Source organism: Stenotrophomonas sp. GZD-301 (assembly GCF_049310345.1).
GTDB lineage: Bacteria > Pseudomonadota > Gammaproteobacteria > Xanthomonadales > Xanthomonadaceae > Stenotrophomonas.
Window position 1 is genome coordinate 17,157 of record NZ_JBMOWY010000017.1, and the last position, 19,924, is coordinate 37,080.

The window sequence follows — 19,924 nt, forward strand, 5'->3', positions numbered from 1 at the left end:
TGGGACGGAAGTCAGAAGGTGCCGGGGTAGGCGCCGCCATCGATGAGCAGGTTCTGCCCGGTGATGTAGCCGGCGTGCGCGCTGCACAGGAAGGCGCAGGTGGCGCCGAACTCGTCGGCGCTGCCGAAGCGTCCGGCGGGAATATGGGTACGTTTGCGCTCGGCCAGCTGGCCGGCGTCGATGCCCTGCTGCTGCGCCAGGTAGGCGAAGTTGCCGCGCAGGCGATCGGTGTCGAACTGACCCGGCAGCAGGTTGTTGATCGTAACGCCGTGGGCGACGGTGCGGCGCGCGATCCCGGCCACGAAACCGGTCAGCCCCGAGCGGGCGCCGTTGGACAGGCCCAGCACGTCGATGGGCGCCTTCACCGAGGAGGAGGTGATGTTGACGATGCGCCCGAAGCCGCGCTCGATCATGCCATCCACGGTCAGGCGGATCAGTTCGATGGGCGCCAGCATGTTGGCGTCCAGCGCGGCCAGCCAGTCCTCGCGGGTGAACTGGCGGAAATCGCCGGCCGGCGGTCCGCCGGCGTTGTTGACCAGGATGTCGACCTGCGGGCAGGCCGCCAACGCGGCCTGGCGACCCTCGGGCGTGGCGATGTCGGCGACCACGGCCACCACCTGGCGGGCACCGGGCAGGGCCAGCAGCTCCAGGCGCGCCCGTTCGAGCGCGGCTTCACCGCGTGCAGCGATCACCACGTTGACGCCTTCGCGTACCAGGGCACGTGCGCAGCCCAGCCCGAGGCCTTTGCTGGCAGCGCAGACCAGGGCCCAGCGGCCGGCTATTCCAAGATCCATCGTCAGTCTCGCGGGAAAGGGCGGGGAGGCATTTTCGGCGATGCGCGGCGGCGGTGGCTCAGCCCAGGCCGGAAACGAAGTGTTGCAGGTGCCGGGCGACCTCGTCGGCATGGCCCAGGAACGGGGCATGGCCGCCGTGGGCGATGGTGTGCATTTCTGCCGCCGGCGTCAGCGCGGCCGCTGCCTGCATGGTGCGCGCGGACACCAGCCGGTCGCGTTGCCCGGCCAGCCACAGGCTGGGCGTGTGCAGGGTCGGCAGGGCGCCGCGCAGGTCGCTGGCCTCGAGCAGGCGCAGGCCTTCGTTCAGCGCACGCGGTGCCGGTTCGCCACGTGCCACCAGCATCTCGCGCAGGGTGCGCAGTTCCTGCCGGGCATGCTCGGAGCCCATTGCATCCAGGGCCAGGAAGCGTTCCAGGGTGCCGCGATAGTCGCGCGCCAGGTCCTGGCCGAACTGTTCGAACACGCTCGCCTCGACGGCGTCGGGCCAGTCCGGCGCGCGCACGAAGCGCGGCGTCGCGGCGATCATCACCAGGGCACGCACCTGCGGCAGCGTGGCCGCCGCATGCAGCGCGAACAGACCGCCGAGCGACCAGCCGCACCACACCGCCGGCGGTGTGGCCGCCGCGATCGCGTTGATCACATGGGGCAGCCGCAGGGGCGTGGCATCGTCGCGACTGGCGCCGTGGCCGGGCAGATCGACCAGGTGCAGCTGGAACCGGTCGGCGAGCCGTTCGACCAGCGGCGCGAACACGCCGCCGTGCAGGGCCCAGCCGTGGATCAGCACCAGCGCCGGCCCCTGTCCCACCACCTCGATCTGCATGCTTACCGCCCCTGCCTCATGCCGACAGGGCCTGCTGGTGCAGAACGCTGTCGCGTGCATGGGCAATGGCGTCGATCAGCGCGCGCACCTGCGCCGGGGTGTGCAGCGCCGACAACGTCACGCGCAGCCGCGCCTTGCCTTCGGGCACGGTCGGCGGGCGGATCGCGGTGACCAGGAAACCGGAGGTCTCCAGCGCGGCCGACATCGCCATCACCGTGGCCTCGGCACCGCACAGCAGCGGCTGGATCGGCGTATCGGAGGCCATCAGGTCCAGCCCGTGCTGGCGTGCACCGGCGCGGAACACACCGACCAGTTCGGCCAGCTTTTCGCGGCGCCAGTCGTCGCGACGGGCCAGCTTCACTGCGGCCAGCGTGGCGGCGGCCTGCGCCGGCGGGACGGCCGTGGTGTAGATGTAAGGACGTGCGGTCTCGGCCAGGTGCTGGATCATCGTCTCGTCGCCGAGCACGACCGCACCGCTGCCCCCCAGCGCCTTGCCGAAGGTCGCCAGCTGCAGCGGCACATCGTCCACGCCCAACCCGGCCTCGGCCACGCAGCCGCGGCCGTGTTGACCGATCACGCCCACGCCGTGGGCGTCGTCCACGTACAGCAGTGCGCCCTGCATCCGTGCCACCAGCGACAACGAACGCAGCGGGGCAAGATCGCCGTCCATGCTGAACACGCCATCGGTGACCAGCATCGCCGCGCCGTCGGGCGCATGCTTGAGCTGGCGCATCGCCCCTTCGGCATCCAGGTGCGGATAGCGGCGCAGGCGGCAGCCGGCCAGGCGCGTGGCGTCGAGCAGGCTGGCATGGTTCAACCGGTCCTGCACGCAGACATCGTCCTCTTCGCTGAGCAGCGCCTGCTGGACCGCCAGGTTGGCGGCGAAGCCGCTGCCAAACAGCAGCGCGCGCGGGTAGCCCAGCCACTCGGCCATCTCGCGTTCGAGCGCGTCATGCAGTGCGTGGTGGCCACAGACCAGGTGCGAGGCGGTGGCGCCGGCACCCTCGCGCGCGGCGGCATCCTGCAGCGCGCTGACCACGCCGAACTGCTGGGACAGGCCCAGGTAGTCGTTGCTGCAGAAGCCGGTGAGCCACTGGCCATCGATCTCCAGCCGCACGCCGTCGCGCCGGGTCACCGTGCGACGCACGCGGATGCGTCCCTGGGCGTCGCGGAGCTTGCGCTGGGCCTGGATGCGGTCGTGCAGGTCGGGACGGGCCATGAGCGTGGTGGGCATGGGCGGCTGGGAAGATCCGTAGCGTACCCGGTTGCCGGGCCGGGCGCTGCCTGGCCCGGCCGGGCGGCCGATCGGCCGGCTCAGGCGGCCCGCCCGCAGCCGTGGGAGGTGGTGATCTCGGCGTGGACCGTGCCCGGGTGGTCGTGGTCGGCGGCGTCCACGCGGACCGGCATCGGGCGCAGGCCCAGCCGCTCGAACAGGGCCAGATCGCGCTCGGTGTCGGGGTTGCCGGTGGTCAGCAGCTTCTCGCCGTAGAAGATCGAGTTGGCCCCGGCCAGGAAACACAGCGCCTGCAGTTCATCGCTCATCGCCTCGCGCCCGGCCGACAGCCGCACCATCGCGCGCGGCATGGCGATGCGGGCCACGGCGATCATCCGCACGAACTCGAACGGGTCCAGCTCGGCGGTGCCGTGCAGCGGCGTGCCGGCCACCTGCACCAGCCGGTTGATCGGCACCGAATCCGGGTGCGCCGGCAGGGTGGCCAGCGCCAGCAGCAGGCCGGCACGGTGCTCGCGGGTTTCGCCCATGCCGACGATGCCGCCGCAGCAGGTCTTCAGCCCGGCGTCGCGCACGTGCTCCAGCGTGTCCAGGCGGTCCTGGTACTGGCGCGTGTGGATGATCGAGTCGTAGAAGTCCGGCGCGGTGTCCAGATTGTGGTTGTAGTAGTCCAGCCCGGCCTCGCGCAGCGCGGCGGCCTGGTCGCCGCTGAGCATGCCCAGCGTGGCGCAGGTCTCCAGCCCCAGTGCCTTCACCTCGCGGATCATCGCCGCCACCTTGGGAATGTCGCGCGCCTTGGGCGAGCGCCAGGCGGCGCCCATGCAGAAGCGCGACGCGCCGGCAGCCTTGGCCTGGCGGGCCTTGGCGACCACGTCTTCGGTGGCCATCAGCTTCTGCGCGTCCACCCCGGTGCTGTACCGCTGCGACTGCGGGCAGTAGGCGCAGTCCTCCGGGCAGCCACCGGTCTTGACCGAGAGCAGCGTGGAGACCTGGACTTCAGCCGGATCGAAGTGCGCGCGGTGCACGCTGCCGGCCTGGTGCAGCAGTTCGGGCAGCGGCAGGGCGAACAGGGCCAGCAGTTCGTCGCGGTGCCAGTCGTGGCGGATGACGGAAGGCATGGGCAAGTCCTGACAGATAGTGGAACGAAAGGGCGGCAGTCTGGTGAGCGGACCGGCAACTGTCAACCATATGGCAATCAATAAAGTTTACGGTGCATGGCAGTGGTTGGGCCACCAGCTCCTGCCCCTGCGCTGCCTGCTGTGCGACGCCCCCGGTGCGGAGGGGCTGGATCTGTGCACGGCCTGCCATGCCGGCCTGCCCTGGAACGATGCCGCCTGCCCGCTTTGCGCGCTGCCCTTGCCGGACGGCGAATCCACCGCGCGCTGCGGTGCCTGTCTGCGCACACCCCCGCGCCAGCACGCCGCCGCCGCGACGTTTCTGTATGCCGCCCCGGTGGATGGACTGCTGCGCCGTTTCAAGTTCCACCACGACTTGGCGGCCGGCCGGCTGCTGTCGCAGCTGATGCTGCAGCGTGTGCCGGCGTTCGTGGACGGACCGCTGGTGCCGGTGCCCCTGCATCGGCAACGGCTGCGCGCGCGTGGCTATGATCAGGCGCTGGAACTGGCGCGGCCGTTGGCGCGCGCGCTGGATCTGCCGCTGTGGCAAGGCGTGCAGCGCACCCGCCTGACCGCGCCGCAATCGGACCTGGATGCCGACGCCCGCCGCCGCAATCTGCGCGACGCCTTCGCCGTGGCCGGGCCCGCGCCGGCACGGGTGACCCTGGTTGACGATGTGATGACCACCGGCGCCACGCTGGACGCGGCCGCACGCGCGCTGCAGAACGGTGACGGCACGCAGGTGCGGGTGTGGGTATGCGCGCGCGTGCCGTGAGCGGGGCTTTCATGACCCGGCGCTAAGATGCCCGTTCACCCTTCACACGGAGTGCGCTGCCGATGACTACCCCTCTTTCGCCGGTGCTGTCGCTGGTGGGCCGCAGCTGGTGGATCGTGCTGCTGTACGGCGTGGTGGCCGTGGTGTTCGGGCTGATCGCGATCCTGCAGCCCCTGTCGGCGGCGACCGCGCTGGCGTGGGCGATCGGCGTGATGGCGCTGGTGGAGGGCCTGATCAGCCTGTTCGCGGTGTTCGGCAACAGCGGCGTGCCGCGTGGCTGGCTGCTGCTCTATGCGGTGGTATCGCTCGGCTTTGGTGTGCTGGCGGTGCTCAACCCGCTGGCCACCGCCAGTGTGCTGATCCTGCTGCTGGCGGTGTGGCTTATCGTGGCCGGGCTGTACCGCATCGTGTTCGCCATCCGCGTGCGCAGGCACATCCAGGGCGAGTGGCTGCTGATCTTCAGTGGGCTGCTGGCCATCGTGCTGGGCGCGCTGATGGTCGCCAATCCGATTGCCGGCGTGGCCGTCACCACGCTGTGGATCGGCATCGGCAGCGTGATCTACGGCGTGCTGCAGATCGTGGTCGCCTTCCGGCTGCGACGGCTGCGCTGAGCCCGTAACCGGGCCACAATGCGTCAACAACCTCGGGGGGGATGGCGATGCGCAAGGGATGGCGTTGGGGGCTGGTGGTGGCGGGCGTACTGGCGGTGGCGGGGTGCAGCGAAGCGCCGTCGTCCGATGTGGCGTTCACTCAGCCGGGGGCCCCGCCACGCAGCGGTGTGCGCATCGAAATGCGCGAGGCCGATACCGTGGCGCAGGCGGGCAGCGTGCCTGCGCGGACGCTGGATGGCACCCCCATCCATCTGGTCGGACCGCCGGTCATCACCGCGTCGGCCATCGCCGGTGTGCGCCAGGAGGTCGGTCCCAATGGCCTGGCCACGCTGTACTACACCTTCACCGACGCGGCCGAACCGCGCATCCAGCGCGCATCCGAGCGCTTGGTCGGACGCATGATGGTGGTGAGCGTGGACGGTGACATCATCAGCGTGGCGCATGTGAGCGCGCCGTTCGGCAAGTACATGCAGACCACCGGCGTGGAGCCGGACGATGCCGCACGCCTGATCGAACGCATGACCGGCACGCCAGCTACACCCTGACCGGGTGTGGCGACGTGCTGCGATCAGCGGAAGTTGGCCTCGATCTGTTCCAGCGACTTGCCCTTGGTTTCCGGTAGCCAGAAGGCGGCAATCAGGAAGTACAGCAGCGTGCAGCCGGCCCAGAAGAAGAACATGCTGGCATAGCCGTGGTGGCCGACGGTGGGCAGGAAAATTGCCGCGATCACCGTGGACACGAACTGGTTGATCAGCAGCGCGATGCTCATGCCGTTGGAGCGGATGCGGGTCGGCATCAGCTCGGACAGGGCCAGCCACACGCACACGCCGGGGCCCACCGCGAAGAACGCGACGAACAGCAGGATGCAGCTGGCGACCAGCCAGCCGTGGGTGGGCGAGGGCACCGGGCCGATCATGGCGCGTTCGATCACCAGCGGTGCCTGCGCGGCCTGGACGGGGTCCGGGAACGGATTGAGGTGCAGCCGGCGGAAGAAGGCGCCGATCACACTGTCGTCCGACACCGCATCATTGCGGCGGATCTCCAGCGTCGCATCGATCGGGTTGTCGCTGCGCAGCGCGCGCACGTTGCTGAAACCGCCGTAGGCGTAGGACACGGTGAGCTGCTGCGGGCCAGCAGCGGCACCACCCTCCAGGCGCTGCCACTGCGCGGCATCCAGCGGCAGCGACAAGGTGCTGCCTGCCACCTGCTGCTGCAGCAGCGGCTGCACGTCCAGACGGCCGCGTTCGCTCTGCACGAACAGCAGTGCCGCGGCCAGCAGCGCCACGGTGATGCCGCCGCTGCCCAGCATCAGCAGGAACTTGCGGCCCTTGCGGTCCACCAGCACCAGGGCGACCACGGTCATCACCGCGTTGAGCAGTTTGATCGCCACGTCGGCCCAGTTGGCCACCGCACCGGGCAGGCCGGCCTGGTTGAGGATGTTCACCGCGTAGGCCAGCACCGAGTTGATGCCGGTGGCCTGGGTGAAGGCCAGCACCAGGCAGGCCAGCACGAACGGCCACACGTAACGGCGGCTCAGCAGCGGGTCGCGCGTGCCGGCGCCAGTGCTGCGCACGGCCTCCGGCGCCTGCATGCGTTGCAGGGTCGGTTCGACCTCGGCGGCGGCAACGGTACGCTGCAACGCGCGCCGTGCCGCGTCGACACGCCCGCGGCGCACCAGCCAGCGCGGCGACTCACTGATCAGCAGCACGCCGGCGGTGAACACCAGCCCGGGCAGCAGGCAGCTCCAGAAGATGGTGCGCCAGGCATGGTCCTTGACGTCGAACAGCAGCCGCTGCTGTTCCTCGCCCGGCAGATGGCGCACGGCCGCTGCCGCGGCGTCCACCGCATGCGCGTGGTACAGGCCGATCACCGCCGCCAGCACCAGGCCGATGGTCAGCAGCAGCTGGAACATCGCCGCGCCGCGCCCGCGCCGCTCCGGGCTGAGTACCTCGGCCAGGTACAGTGGCACCACCACGCCGATCAGGCCGCCGCTGATGCCCTGCAGCAGGCGCCCCATCAGCAGCGCTGCATACCCATCCGACAGCGCCATCACCGGAATGCTGGCGGTGAACAGCAGGCCGGCCAGGAACATCGCCCCGCGCCGCCCGATCAGGTCGGCGACCATGCCGGCGAACAGCGAGGACAACACGCTGCCCAGCAGCACGGCGGCCACCACGAAGCCCAGCTGCTGGGTGGTCAGGTGCCAGCTCGCGGTCGCGGTAGCCTCCAGGTACGGCAGGGCGCCGGCGATGATGCCGATGTCGATGCCGTAGAGCAGGCCGCCCATGCCGCCGATGAACAACAGATAGCGTATCGGCCAGCGCGGGGCGTCGGCGTACACGGGCTGGGCTGCGGAAACGTCGTTCATCGGGCCGGTCCTGTCCTGCGTTGCATGCGCCGCGACGGCGCGGGGTCCGCGCTCAGTGGAGCGCGATGTCTTCGCCTTCCACCGCCACGGCGCGCACGCGCAGGTCGCGGTCGAGCACCACCAGATCGGCCCAGGCACCCACGGCGATGCGACCACGATCGGCGAGGCCGAGATAGTCGGCCGGATAGCGCGAGACCCGGTTGGACGCGTCGGCGAGGTCCAGCCCCAGCGACACCAGGTTGCGCAGCGCCTGGTCCATCGTCAGCGCGCTGCCGGCCAGCGAGCCGGTGGACAGCCGCACGCAGCCCAGGCACTTGTGGACGCGCTGCACGCCCAGCGCGTACTCGCCATCGGGCATGCCGGTGGCGGCGGTGGCGTCGGTGACGCAGTACAGGCGCGGAATCGCGCGCAGCGCGGTGCGGATCGCGCCGGGATGCACATGCTGCAGATCCGGGATCAGCTCGGCGTACTGCGCATGCGCCAGCGCTGCGGTGGCGATGCCGGGCTGGTAGTGGTCCACGCCGGTCATGCCGTTGAACAGATGGGTGAAGCCGGCCGCGCCCGCCTCCAGTGCAGCCACGCCATCGGCGTAGCTGCCGGCACTGTGCCCAAGCTGCACGCGGATGCCGAGCGCGTTCAGCGCGGGGATCAACGCGAGGTGCTGGCCGATCTCCGGGGCGAGGGTGAGCACGTGGATGGGGGCGATCGCATGCAGGCGGCGCACGTCCTGCAGGGTGGCTTCGACCACCAGGGGCGGTTGCGCGCCGAGCCGCTCGGCACTGATGAAGGGGCCTTCCAGGTGCACGCCCAGCACCCGCGCCATGCCAGGCGCCCGCGTGCCGATCGCACCGGCCAGGCCCTGCAGCGCCTGCACGATGTCGTCCCCGTGCGCGGTCATGGTGGTGCCCAGCATCGCCGTGGTGCCGTGGCGGGCATGCGCCCGCGCGACGGTACAGGCGCTGTCGCCGCCCTGCATGATGTCCACCCCGGCGCCGCCATGCACGTGCAGGTCGATGAAGCCGGGCAGGATCAGCGGAACCTCGTCGTCATCGCGCGGGTCGCTGTGCGCGGTGTCGATGGCGCGTACGCGCTGGTCGATGTGGAGGTCGCCACGCACCCAACCGGTGTCGGTGAGCATGCGGCCGTGCAGGGTGCGATGGTTGGTCAAGGGGGCGACTCGGCAATGATCACTTCGACGCCCAGCCGCTGCAGCCCATCCAGGTACTCGCTGTCGATGCTGGCGTCGGTGATGATGGTGTGGACCTGGTCCAGCCGCGCGATGCGGTGCAGGCTGACGCGGCCGAACTTGGAGGCGTCGGTCAGTACCACGATGCGGCGCGCGCGCTCGACCATGCGGTGGTTGAGGCTGGCTTCGGCCTCATGGTGGGTGGTCAGGCCGAACTGCAGGTCCAGGCCATCCACACCGAGGAACAGGGTGTCGAAACTGTAGGTGTTCAGACTGGCCTCGGCCTGGCTGCCCTGCAGCGACAGCGACTGCTTGCGCAGCAGGCCGCCGGTCAGCAGCAGCTCCACGCCCGGCGCATTGGCCAGCTCCCAGGCGATGTTCAGGCCGTTGGTCATCACCGTGACGTCGCGGTGCCCGCGCAGGTGGCGCGCCAGCGTCATGGTGGTCGAGCCGGAGTCGATGATGATGTTGTCGCCCGGTTTGACCAGCCGTGCGGCGTGTACGCCGATGCTGTCCTTCAACGGCAGGTTGAGCGCATCCTTTTCGTGGATGTCCTGTTCCTGCGGCGGCGTGCGCACCAGGGTGGCGCCGCCATGCGTGCGCGTGGCCAGCCCCTGCGATTCGATGTGGGTCAGGTCGGCACGGATGGTCACCGCCGACACGCCGAAGCGGCCCACCAGCTCGCTGACCTGCACGTTGCCGTGGTCGACCAGCAACTGCAGGATCTGTTGGCGGCGCTGGCGTGTGTTTCGCATGGGGGCGGTTCCGTCCGGAAAGGAAAGCCGAAGCTTACCGTTCCGAAAGCGCCTTGTTGCGATTGCAGGCCCGGGCGTACTCGGCCAGGCGCAACCCGACCTTGTGCTGGATGAGCGCCAGCGGCTCGGCACGCAGGGCGCCGGCTTCGATCGCCTTCTGCTGTTCCGGCAGGAACTGGCTGAGCAGGGTCTGCGGCGGCACGTGCGCGGTCAGGTTGGCCACCAGGGTGTCCAGCGCGGCCTGTACCGCCGGTTCTCCCCAGTAATAGCGGCTGCGGTCGCTCAGCGAATACGCGCGCAGCAGGCGCAGTTCGTGTTCGTCGCCCTGGTAGTAGCTGCGCCAGCTGGCGGGCTTGTCGACCATGCAGCGGTCGAGCACATCGATCAGGTTCGAGCGCTGCGCGGCAGGCAGCAGCGCGTCTTCGATCATGGCCAGCGCGAACACCGCCTCGCGGAACGCATAGGTGGCGGCCGGGCCGACCTTGAGGATGGCGAAGTGGTCGCGCACCAGCGCATGCAGCCCTGCTTCGGTCTGGTAGTCGGTGGAGTGGGCTTCGAACACGATGCGCGGCTGCTGCTCGACGAAGGCCGAGAGGTCCGCGGCGGCGGCCGGCGCGTAGTAGTGCACGCTGCTGTGGTCGAAATCCACGCCCGGCTGCACCACCATCGCGATCACGCGCTCCCACGCCGGCAGCAGGTCCGGCGCGGCGAAGGCCTCGCGGTGGATCGCCAGCGTGGTCGCCGCCGCCGCCGGCGTGGTGACCTGCAGGCCGCCGGCCAGCGATGCTTCGCCGCCGGGGACCGGTACTTCGGTGCCGATCACGTAGACCGGCGGCGGCAGGCCGTGCTCGGCCGCGGTGCGCTCGGCGATGCGCGCCAGCTCGGCCGAGCGCGCTGCCACGATCGCGTCCGGCAGCGGCACCGGGTCGTCGGCGCAGGACATGCTGCAGTCCAGATGGATCTTGTGGAAGCCGGCCGCCACATACGCGGCGATCAGCGCGCGCGCATGGGCCATCGCGGTCTCGGCCGGGCCCTTCTGCCAGGCATTCGGGCCGAGGTGGTCGCCGCCGAGGATCAGGCGCTCGGCGGGGAAGCCCGCGCGGCCGGCCAGGGCAAGCACGTAATCGCGATACTGCGGCGGGGTCATCCCGGTGTAGCCACCGAACTGGTCGACCTGGTTGGAGGTCGCTTCGATCAGCAGCAGAGTGTCGTAGCGCTGCGCGACCTGCATCGCGGCCAGCAGCACCTGTTCGTTGCTGCAGCACACGCTGTACAGCCCGACGGGGTGGCCTTGGCGGTGGGCGGCGATCAGCGATTGGACGGCGGACATGGCAACTCCGGAGGCGGTATTCAGGGGGAAGGGTGGTGCTGGCGGGCGAGCAGGGCGGCACCGCGCGCGCCGCCGGCATCGCCGAAGGCGGGGGGCAGGATCGGCGGCACGCGTACACCGGCGAACAGGTACGGGGCGATGGCGGCCGGCAGGTCGCGATACAGCTGTTCCAGCTTGGACAGCCCGCCGCCCAGCACGATCACGTGCGGATCCAGCGCCAGGATCAGGCTGGCGAAGCTGTAGCCGAGCAGGTCGCGGTGGATCGCCAGCGCCTTCTGCGCGACGGCATCGCCGGCCTGCGCGGCAACGACTACCGCGCTGGCATCAAGGTCGTCGCCGCCACAGCGCGCATGGATCATCGCCAGGCCGCTGCCGGAGACATAGCGCTCCAGACAGCCACGCAGGCCGCAGCCGCAGTCGAGGAGCGGCAGATCATGGCGATGCTGCAGCGTGGCCGGCAGGCTCCAGTGGCCCCACTCGCCGGCGATGCCGTTGTTGCCGGCGACCAGCTGCCCATCCAGGCAGTAGCCGCCGCCTGCGCCGGTGCCGAGAATCACCCCGAACATGCTGCGGTAGCCGGCGGCGGCGCCGTCATGCGCCTCGGACAGGGCAAAGCACTGCAGGTCGTTGCCCAGCACCAGCGGCCGCTGCAGGCGTGCCTGCAGGTCCAGACCGACGGTACGCCCGGTCAGGCCCGGCACATTGGCACTGAGCTGGCGGCCGCTGTCGCGGTCGCGCACGCCGGGCAGGCCGATGCCGACCGCAACGCCGGGCCGGCCGAGGGCCGCATCGGCGGCAGCGACCAGATCATCCACGGCCTGCAGGAACGCGGGATAGTCCTGGGTCGGGGTGGCCACACGCTGGCGGTGCTGCACCGCCAGCGTGGCGTCGCACGCCACCAGTTCGATCTTGGTGCCACCGATGTCGATGCCGTACCAGGTGTGCATGCGTGCTCAGCCGTGGGGGTGGATGGTCACGCCCTGCACGACCCGGTTCACGGTGCCGTCGGGGAAGGGATTGTCCGGGGTCAGACCAAGTGCGGCCGAGCGTTGCAGCGCATAGCACTGCGGCACCAGCAGCCACAGCGGCGCCAGCCACGGATCGGGCAGGTCGGCGACATCGAGCACGAAGTCGCCCTCGGCGCGGTCGTCGCCGTCCGGCCCGATCGAGATGACGCGGCCGGCAATGCCGTCGCGACGCAGCTCGTTCAACAGGTCCTGCTCGTAGCGGCGCGACAACGGCTGCGCGCTGCGCAGCATCACCACCAGCGTGTCGGCGTTGAGCGTGGACTTGGGACCGTGGCGGAACCCGAGCGGTGTGTTGGCCAGCGCCAGCACGCGCCCGGCCGTGAGTTCGAGCACCTTCAGCGCGGCTTCGCGCGCGGTGGCTTCCAGCGGGCCGCTGCCGAGGTAGATCACGCGCGTGTAGGGCGCCTGCGCCAGCGCGGCCACGGCGGCGTCCCATGCCTGCAGGGCCGTCCCGCCGTGCGCGGACAGCTGCCGCAGGCGCTGCAGCCGCTGCGGCCACGGCGCGCGATCGAAGGCGCTCAGTGCGGCCAGCAGCATGCAGGTCAGGCTGCTGGTCATGGCGAAGGCGCGGTCGCAGCTGGCCGGCGGCATCAGCAGCGACAGGGTGTCGCTGCGGCCCTGGCCGCGCCGGGCCAGTTCGCCATCGGCGTTGCAGGTGATGTCCAGGAAGCGCGCAGCGTCCACCTGGTCGCGCACCAGGTCCACCACCGCCACGCTTTCCGGGCTGGAACCGCTGCGCCCGAACGACACCAGCAGGGTCGGGCGGTCGCGGCGCAGGTACAGCGCCGGATGGGTGAGCAGGCTGGTGGTGTGGATCGCGCGGATCTCGGCCGGCCACTGCGCGTTGAGCTGGTCGGCCACCATCTCGGCGATGAACCCCGAGCTGCCGGCGCCGGTGAAGATCACCAGCTGATCGGCATGGCCCAGGCGTTCGCCAAGGAAGGCATCGATGTCGGTGTGGCGGGTGTCGAGCAGATCGGCCAGCGCGGCCCACAGGCCGGGCTGCTGGGCGATTTCTTCCGCGGTGTGGGCGCCGCCACGGCGCTGCCAGGCGGGCAAGTCAGGGAGCAGAGAAGCGTCCATTCGCAATTCCTGTTGGGCGACCGCACCTTCTTCGCTTTCTTTCGAAATGTCAAATATCGAAAGAAAAAGAAAAGCAGGTTCGGTCACATTTTTCGATCGGATTTGCGCGAAAGTGAGGGCTGATGCCGCAGTGCATCAAGGTTTCAGGCGATACAAACCGTGTATTCAGGTGCCGTTTGGAAAGTGTTGCTTTGCGTCATCTTTCGTTTGTGAGAAAATATCCTTCATTTTTCTTTGCAATTTATTGACATCTTTCGAGGCCCTGCCCTAGAGTCGGCCGCAATGGTTTCGGATACCCGCCGAACGCGGGCTTGGGGGCAAGGTGGAAACCCGTATACGTCATGCCGGTCTGTCGGTGGCTGTGGTCGCTGCGCTGCTGCTGGCCGCCGCGCCGGCCATCGCCGAGCCGCTGGGCAACCTGCGTACGATCGCCGCCGCGCCCGCCCGGGACGGCAGCCCCGGCTGGGAGATCCGCACCGATACCGGCGCGACGCTGCGCGTGGACCTGCTGCGCACGGATCTGCTGCGCGTACAGGCCGGCCGCAACGGCACGCTGCACCCGGCGGGCGACAAGGCCGCCCCGATCGTGGTGCCGCAACCGGCCGCGACCGTCCCCTTCCAGCTGGAAGAAGATGGCAACGAAGTGCGCATCCGTACCGACGCACTGGTGCTGCATATCCAGCGGCAACCGCTGCGCCTGGCACTGGATCGCCGCGACGGTGATCGCGAGGTGGCGCTGTGGCGCGAGCTGCAGCCCCTGGATCTGGATGCCGCACAGAGCGTGCAGGTGCTCTCCAGCGAGGGCGGCGAACACTTCTACGGCGGCGGCCAGCAGAACGGGCGCTTCGAGTTCAAGGGCCGCGAGCTGGAGGTGTCCTACTCCGGCGGCTGGGAAGAGGGCGACCGGCCCAACCCGGCGCCGATGCTGCTCAGCTCGCGCGGCTGGGGCATGCTGCGCAACACCTGGAGCGATGGCACTTACGATCTGCGCCAGGCCGATCAGGCCACCCTGCTGCACCGCGAAGACCGCTTCGATGCGTACTACTTCGTCGGACCCGACCTGCACACCCTGCTGGACCGCTACACGGCATTGACCGGCCGCGCCGGACTGCTGCCGCGCTGGGCGTTCTCCTATGGCGACGCCGACTGCTACAACGACGGCGACAACCGCAGGAAGCCCGGCAGCGTGCCCGACGGCTGGAGCGACGGCCCGACCGGCATCACGCCCGACGTGGTGGACAGCGTGGCCCGGCAGTACCGCGAGCACGACATGCCCGGCGGCTGGATCCTACCCAACGATGGCTATGGCTGCGGCTACACCAAGCTGCCCGACACCGTGCAGGGGCTGGCCAAGTACGGCTTCAAGACCGGCCTGTGGACCGAAAACGGTGTCGACAAGATCGCCTGGGAAGTGGGCACCGCCGGCAGCCGCGTACAGAAGCTGGACGTGGCCTGGACCGGCAAGGGCTATCAGTTCGCGATGGACGCCAACCAGTCCGCGTTCAACGGCATCCTGCACAACTCGGACTCGCGCCCGTTCCTGTGGACGGTGATGGGCTGGGGCGGCATCCAGCGCTATGCGGTGGCCTGGACCGGCGACCAGAGCAGCAGCTGGGACTACATCCGCTGGCACATCCCGACCCTGATCGGCTCGGGGCTGTCCGGCATGGCCTACGCCAGCGGCGACGTCGATGCGATCTTCGGCGGCAGCGCCGAAACCTTCACCCGCGACCTGCAGTGGAAGAGCTTCACGCCGGTGCTGATGGGCATGTCCGGCTGGTCGGGCAACGCGCGCAAGCACCCGTGGTGGTTCGACGAGCCTTACCGCAGCGTCAACCGCGATTACCTCAAGCTGAAAATGCGCATGACCCCGTACATGTACGGGCTGGCGCACGACGCGGCCACCACCGGCGCGCCGCTGCTGCGCGCGCTGATGTGGGACTACCCGCAGGACCCGCAGGCCTACACCGAAGCGCACAAGTATCAGTTCCTGCTCGGCCGCGAACTGCTGATCGCGCCGGTCTACCGCAGCCAGGCCGCCAGCCGTGGCTGGCGCCGCGACATCCACCTGCCGCCCGGCCGCTGGATCGACTACTGGGATGGCCGCCAGCTGCTGGCCGGTGCGCAGGGCCGGTCGCTGGACCGCCCGGTCGATCTGGCCACGATCCCGGTGTTCGTGCGCGCCGGTGCGATCATTCCGATGTACCCGGAGATGCTCTACGACGGGCAGAAGCCGCTCGACGAAGTGACCTTCGACCTGTATCCGCAGGGCACCTCGCAGTACACGCTGTACGAAGACGACGGTGCCACCCGTCGCTATGAAACGGGCGAGTCGAGCACGCAGGCGATCACGGTGCAGGCCCCGGCGCAGGGCAGTGGGCCGGTGCAGGTGCGCATCGATCCGGTGCAGGGCCGCTATGCCGGCCAGCTGCCGCAGCGCCGCTATGCGCTGCGCGTGCTCAGCCGCCAGCGACCGGCTGCGGTCACGCTGGACGGACGCGCGCTGCCGATGCTGGCCGACCTGACCGCCTGGCAGGCGGCGGGCGAGGGCTGGTACTTCGACGCGGCCGACCGCCGCGGCACCCTGCATGTGCGTACCGCGCCGACCGACATCCGGCAGCGGCTCGCACTGCAGCTGGATCTGCCCGCCACCGCCGCGCCCGCCGACGACGCCTTCCCGGCTGCGCCGGCCCTGGGCCGCGCGCTGCCCTCCGACAGCCTGCTGGTGGTCAACCGCCCAGCCGAGGAGCCCGGCTACGCGCTGGAGAAGGCCTTCGACGACGACCCGGCCACCTGGTTCCGCACGGTGCGCAACCAGGCGGTCAAGACCGGTGCGCACGAATGGGTGGTCGGCTTCGGCGAACGCAAGCTGATCGATGGCATCGAACTGGCGCCGCGCAACGACCAGCACTGGAAGCACGGCCAGGTGCGCGATTACGAGATCTACCTGGGCGACAGCAACGGTGAGTGGGGCGAGCCGATCAAGCGCGGCCGCCTGACCCTGCAGCAGGGCACGCAGCGGATCGACTTCCCCGCCCACGCCGGCCGCCTGCTGCGCTTCCGCGTGCTGAGCACGCAGAACCCGGACGGCGACGGTGCCAGCGGGGCCGACCCGATGGTCACCGCCGCACAAGGCAGTGTGGCGCGTGCGGTCGATGCGCTGCAGCCCCGCGACGTCGGCCCGATCGTGCTGTCCACCTTCCACGTGCTGGAGCATCAGCAGCCGGAAAAGCCCGCGCAGCAGCTGTATCTGTCCGCGTTGCCGCTGCCGGCTGAAATGACGTCGCAGGTCGCCGCCGACCACGCCTTCGGCGGCCGGGCCGACATGCGCATGAACGGCCTGCACTTCCGCCGTGGCCTGGGCGTGGATGCGTCCAGCCGGATCGACCTGCAGCTCAAGGGCAACTGGCGCCTGCTGCGCGCCGACCTGGGCATCGACGACCAGTGCCGCGCCGCCGGCGGCATGCAGTTCCAGGTCTGGGGCGACGGCCGGCTGCTGTACGACAGCGGCCTGGTGAAAGCGCCTGGTGTGGTCAAACCGGAGCTGGACGTGCGCGGCCTGCAACGGCTGAGCCTGCGCACGCTCGGGGCGCAGGGCGACACGCCTGCGCAGGTCTGTGGCAACTGGGCCAACGCGGCCCTGATCGGACAGGAGGGCGATACCGCCAGCATCGTGTCGCCCTGACGCCGCGCCCCGCGCGCGACCCACCCGTTTTCAAACTGCTCTCTCCGTTTCCCGACTGCGGTCATCCGGCCGCGGCACGGGGGACGTTTGCCTGACATCCACCCATCCACCGCCAGCCCCACGCTGCGGATCGAACAAGGAGACACAGATGTTGACCGAACGCCATCGCCATCGCCGCATCCCCGCCACGCCCTTGTCCATCGCACTGGGCCTGGCCCTGGCCGCCGTCGGCAGCGCCGCCGCGCAGGACGCCACCCCCGATCCCAAGGCCACCGAGCTGTCACGGATCGAGGTCACCGGCTCCAACATCCGCCGCAGCGATGTGGAGACCGCCTCGCCGGTGCAGGTGATCAGCAAACAGGACATCGAGAACATGGGCGCGCGCACCCTGCTGCAGGTGCTCGACAACCTGCCGGCCGCGCGCCCGGGCCAGCAGGATTCGCGCTCGCTGTTCAGCGGCTCGGACGGCGCCTCGCAGGCCAACCTGCGTGGCCTGGGCGCGCAGGGCACGCTGGTGCTGCTCAACGGGCGACGCCTGTCGTACTACGGCGCACCGGCCGGCTTCCAGACCCAGTTCGTCAACATCGACGCGATCCCGGCTGCGGCGATCGAACGCATGGAAGTGCTCACCGACGGCGCCTCGGCCGTGTACGGTACCGACGCGGTGGCCGGCGTGATCAACGTGATCACCAAGCGCAACTACCAGGGGGCCGAGGTCAGCCTCACCACCGACAGCTCCTCGCGCATCGATTCCTACGGCGAACACCAGGGCAGCATCACCGCCGGTTTTGGCGACCTGGACGAAGACCGCTACAACGTCTACGCCTCGGTCAACCTGTACCGCCGCGATGCGATCCCGCTGAGCGACTTCTACGACAAGCGGCCGCCGCAGTATTACGTCAACAACCCCAACTACATTCCCAACCTGCGCCTGGGCACGGGCAGCAAGCCGGGCGAGTTCAATCCGGGCAGCTACTTCGCCTTCGACCCGGTCACCGGCCGGCGCGTGCAGGAAGCCGCCCCGGGCTGCAACAACGTGCTGACCACCGAAGCGGCCGGCCCGCGGTGCATCTGGCAGACCTGGATGAACAACGAGATCGACGCCGGCGCCAAGTCCGAACGCAACACCGCCTACGTCAACGCGCACTTCCTGATCGGCGACAGCACCGAAGCCTTCGCCGAGGCGACCTACACCGACATCGACCTGACCGCCAACGGCGGCACGCCGCGCGCCTACGGCACCACCACCGGCAATCCCACCAGCTGGTTCTCTCGCAACACCGGCACCACGGTCAACCAGTTTCTGTACCCGTACCTGGGGCCGAACAACGAGTACAACCATGCCAGCCCCGAGCTGAAAGCGCTGATGGGCGGCGTGGTGGGCCTGCAGTACCTGCTGCAGGACGTGGGCGCCAATCACTTCGGCCAGCGCAACACCGACCAGAGCTACCGCGTGGTCACCGGCCTGCGCGGCACCGCCGGCGACTGGAACTGGGAAACCGCCTTCGCTACGGCCGGTTCGCACTCGGTGACCTACCAGACCACCAACGTCAACCTGGCGGGCTTCCAGAAGGCCTTCGGTCCGTACACCATCGACCCGGGCACCGGCCGGGTGATCATCTCCGACCATCCCGCCTACAAGTTCGGTGAGATCAGCGAAGCCAACGCGGCGCTGATCCGCGAAGCCTTCCCCACCTTCGACATCGAATCCTGGACCCGCCTGCATACCCTGGACGGCAAGATCGAAGGCCCGCTGTTCACCCTGCCGGCCGGCGAGGTACGTGCGGCCTTCGGCTTCAACGCCACCCGCGAAACGTTCTACACGCCGGGCAACCCCGATGCCGCCAATGGCCTGATCACCCAGCAGGGCGGGTCGTGGTTCGATGGCAAGCGCAACACCTACGCGCTGTTCGCCGAGACCGTGGCGCCGCTGACCGAGAAGCTGGAACTGGAAGCCGCGCTGCGCGTGGACAAGTACCCCGACTTCAGCGCCAACCTCGCCCCGAAGCTTGGCCTGACCTACCAGATGTTCGACCAGCTGATGCTGCGCGGCACCTACTCCGAAGGCTTCCGCGCACCCAGCCTGGCCGAAGCCGGCACCGGCGGCGTGTTCGCCCAGATCGGCGGTTACCGCGACGAACTGCGCTGCAATGAAACCAACGCGATCGCCAACCTGCTGCGCAGGTCCGCCCGCCCCGGCGATGTGGACCTCGGCAATTCGCTGCTCAACAGCGACTGCAGCCGCAACGTGGCCCGCATGACCCAGCCCAACCAGGACCTGAAGCCGGAGAAGGCCAAGATCGCCACGGCCGGCCTGGTGTTCGAGCCGACGCAGTGGCTGTCGGTGTCGGCCGACTACTGGTTCATCTACCGCCGCAACGAGATTGCCGCACCGGATTACAGCAAGCCCGAAGACATCCAGTCGATGACGCGCTCGCCGATCACCGAGGCCGATCTGGCCAATCAGGCAGCGCTGGCGGCGATGTGCGCCGACCCGGCCAGCGGCGTGGCGTGCCCGGCCACCCTGCCGGGCTACAGTGCAGGCAACGTGCTCAGTGTGGTCGGCCAGTACAAGAACCGCGGCCGCACCCTGATCGACGGCTTCGACATCGACGCGCGCACCCGCTTCACGCTGGGTGACTGGGGCACCCTCAACGTCGGGGTTGCCGCCACCATCCAGCGGCGCAAGGAGACCTACACCGACGACGAACTCGGCTGGTACTACGGCAACACCATCGGCTACTACGGCAACCCGCGCCTGCGCGCGACGTTGAACGTCGACTGGAACTACCAGGCCTTCACCACCAGCTTCTTCATCAACTACGTCGGCGGCACCAAGTGGGCCTGGGACCGGATCGATGCCGAGGACAACAATCCCGAGAGCTGCACCGGCGGCTATCTGGCGCTGAACCCGGCGCAGTGTGACGGCGTGCCCTCCTGGTGGACCGCCAACCTGAGCGTGGCCTGGCGTCCTGACGCGCACTGGAACATCGGCGTCACGGTCAAGAATCTGTTCGATCGCATTCCGTTCTACGATCCGAACAGCTTCCTGGGCGACTCCAGCGATTACGCCACCATCTACGGCCGTGGCTACAGTCTCACCGTCGGCTACAAGTTCTGACGTTTCCACCGCGCCGGCGCGT

At 69.5% G+C, this 19,924-nt stretch carries 15 protein-coding genes; 5 read left to right on the forward strand and 10 right to left on the reverse strand.

Features of this window, described 5'->3' with window-relative positions; all coding sequences use genetic code 11:
* Positions 1-11: 11 nt before the first annotated feature.
* The 4 genes from ACO6VK_RS04475 to bioB all read right to left on the reverse strand — a co-directional run bounded on the left by ACO6VK_RS04475 (position 12) and on the right by bioB (position 3,963).
* The gene (locus ACO6VK_RS04475) at positions 12-794 is read right to left on the reverse strand and encodes an SDR family oxidoreductase (protein WP_422505754.1); all 783 of its coding nucleotides are present in this window, start codon (positions 792-794) and stop codon (positions 12-14) included.
* 58 nt (positions 795-852) lie between these two features.
* On the reverse strand, positions 853-1,614 hold the full coding sequence (bioH, locus tag ACO6VK_RS04480) for a pimeloyl-ACP methyl ester esterase BioH (RefSeq protein ID WP_422505755.1): 762 nt from the start codon (positions 1,612-1,614) through the stop codon (positions 853-855).
* Between the two features lie 16 nt (positions 1,615-1,630).
* Positions 1,631-2,833 (reverse strand): 8-amino-7-oxononanoate synthase, encoded by a 1,203-nt coding sequence (gene bioF, locus ACO6VK_RS04485; protein WP_422505802.1) that lies wholly within the window; start codon positions 2,831-2,833, stop codon positions 1,631-1,633.
* A gap of 95 nt (positions 2,834-2,928) precedes the next feature.
* Entirely contained in the window at positions 2,929-3,963 is a 1,035-nt protein-coding gene (gene bioB, locus ACO6VK_RS04490) for a biotin synthase BioB (protein WP_422505756.1), read from the reverse strand.
* 70 nt (positions 3,964-4,033) lie between these two features.
* Here bioB and ACO6VK_RS04495 point away from each other — a divergent pair, with 70 nt between their 5' ends.
* From ACO6VK_RS04495 to ACO6VK_RS04505, 3 genes are all read left to right on the forward strand, one after another.
* On the forward strand, positions 4,034-4,735 hold the full coding sequence (locus ACO6VK_RS04495) for a ComF family protein (RefSeq protein ID WP_422505757.1): 702 nt from the start codon (positions 4,034-4,036) through the stop codon (positions 4,733-4,735).
* A 62-nt stretch (positions 4,736-4,797) separates the two neighbouring features.
* The gene (locus ACO6VK_RS04500) at positions 4,798-5,346 is read left to right on the forward strand and encodes an HdeD family acid-resistance protein (protein ID WP_422505758.1); all 549 of its coding nucleotides are present in this window, start codon (positions 4,798-4,800) and stop codon (positions 5,344-5,346) included.
* 47 nt (positions 5,347-5,393) lie between these two features.
* Positions 5,394-5,891 (forward strand): SecDF P1 head subdomain-containing protein, encoded by a 498-nt coding sequence (locus ACO6VK_RS04505; RefSeq protein WP_422505759.1) that lies wholly within the window; start codon positions 5,394-5,396, stop codon positions 5,889-5,891.
* Positions 5,892-5,914: 23 nt separating this feature from the next.
* On the opposite strand, the gene ACO6VK_RS04510 is transcribed toward ACO6VK_RS04505, so the two are convergent.
* From ACO6VK_RS04510 to ACO6VK_RS04535, 6 genes are read right to left on the reverse strand one after another with little or no spacing between them, the layout of a single operon-like run.
* The gene (locus tag ACO6VK_RS04510; RefSeq protein ID WP_422505760.1) at positions 5,915-7,714 is read right to left on the reverse strand and encodes an MFS transporter; all 1,800 of its coding nucleotides are present in this window, start codon (positions 7,712-7,714) and stop codon (positions 5,915-5,917) included.
* Positions 7,715-7,766: 52 nt separating this feature from the next.
* Positions 7,767-8,882, reverse strand: coding sequence for an N-acetylglucosamine-6-phosphate deacetylase (locus ACO6VK_RS04515; RefSeq protein WP_422505761.1), 1,116 nt, complete (start codon positions 8,880-8,882; stop codon positions 7,767-7,769).
* The gene (locus ACO6VK_RS04520; RefSeq protein WP_017355734.1) at positions 8,879-9,655 is read right to left on the reverse strand and encodes a DeoR family transcriptional regulator; all 777 of its coding nucleotides are present in this window, start codon (positions 9,653-9,655) and stop codon (positions 8,879-8,881) included. The genes ACO6VK_RS04515 and ACO6VK_RS04520 overlap by 4 nt, the downstream gene beginning before the upstream one ends.
* Before the next feature lie 34 nt (positions 9,656-9,689).
* Complete coding sequence (locus ACO6VK_RS04525; protein ID WP_422505762.1) at positions 9,690-10,985, reverse strand: D-tagatose-bisphosphate aldolase, class II, non-catalytic subunit; 1,296 nt, start codon at positions 10,983-10,985, stop codon at positions 9,690-9,692.
* 20 nt (positions 10,986-11,005) lie between these two features.
* Complete coding sequence (locus ACO6VK_RS04530; RefSeq protein WP_422505763.1) at positions 11,006-11,932, reverse strand: ROK family protein; 927 nt, start codon at positions 11,930-11,932, stop codon at positions 11,006-11,008.
* Between the two features lie 6 nt (positions 11,933-11,938).
* A complete protein-coding gene (locus tag ACO6VK_RS04535) occupies positions 11,939-13,096 on the reverse strand; it encodes an SIS domain-containing protein (RefSeq protein WP_422505764.1) in 1,158 nt (385 codons plus the stop codon).
* 355 nt (positions 13,097-13,451) lie between these two features.
* Here ACO6VK_RS04535 and ACO6VK_RS04540 point away from each other — a divergent pair, with 355 nt between their 5' ends.
* The gene (locus ACO6VK_RS04540; RefSeq protein WP_422505765.1) at positions 13,452-16,781 is read left to right on the forward strand and encodes an NPCBM/NEW2 domain-containing protein; all 3,330 of its coding nucleotides are present in this window, start codon (positions 13,452-13,454) and stop codon (positions 16,779-16,781) included.
* Positions 16,782-16,929: 148 nt separating this feature from the next.
* Positions 16,930-19,902 (forward strand): TonB-dependent receptor domain-containing protein, encoded by a 2,973-nt coding sequence (locus ACO6VK_RS04545; RefSeq protein ID WP_422505766.1) that lies wholly within the window; start codon positions 16,930-16,932, stop codon positions 19,900-19,902.
* Positions 19,903-19,924: the final 22 nt, after the last annotated feature.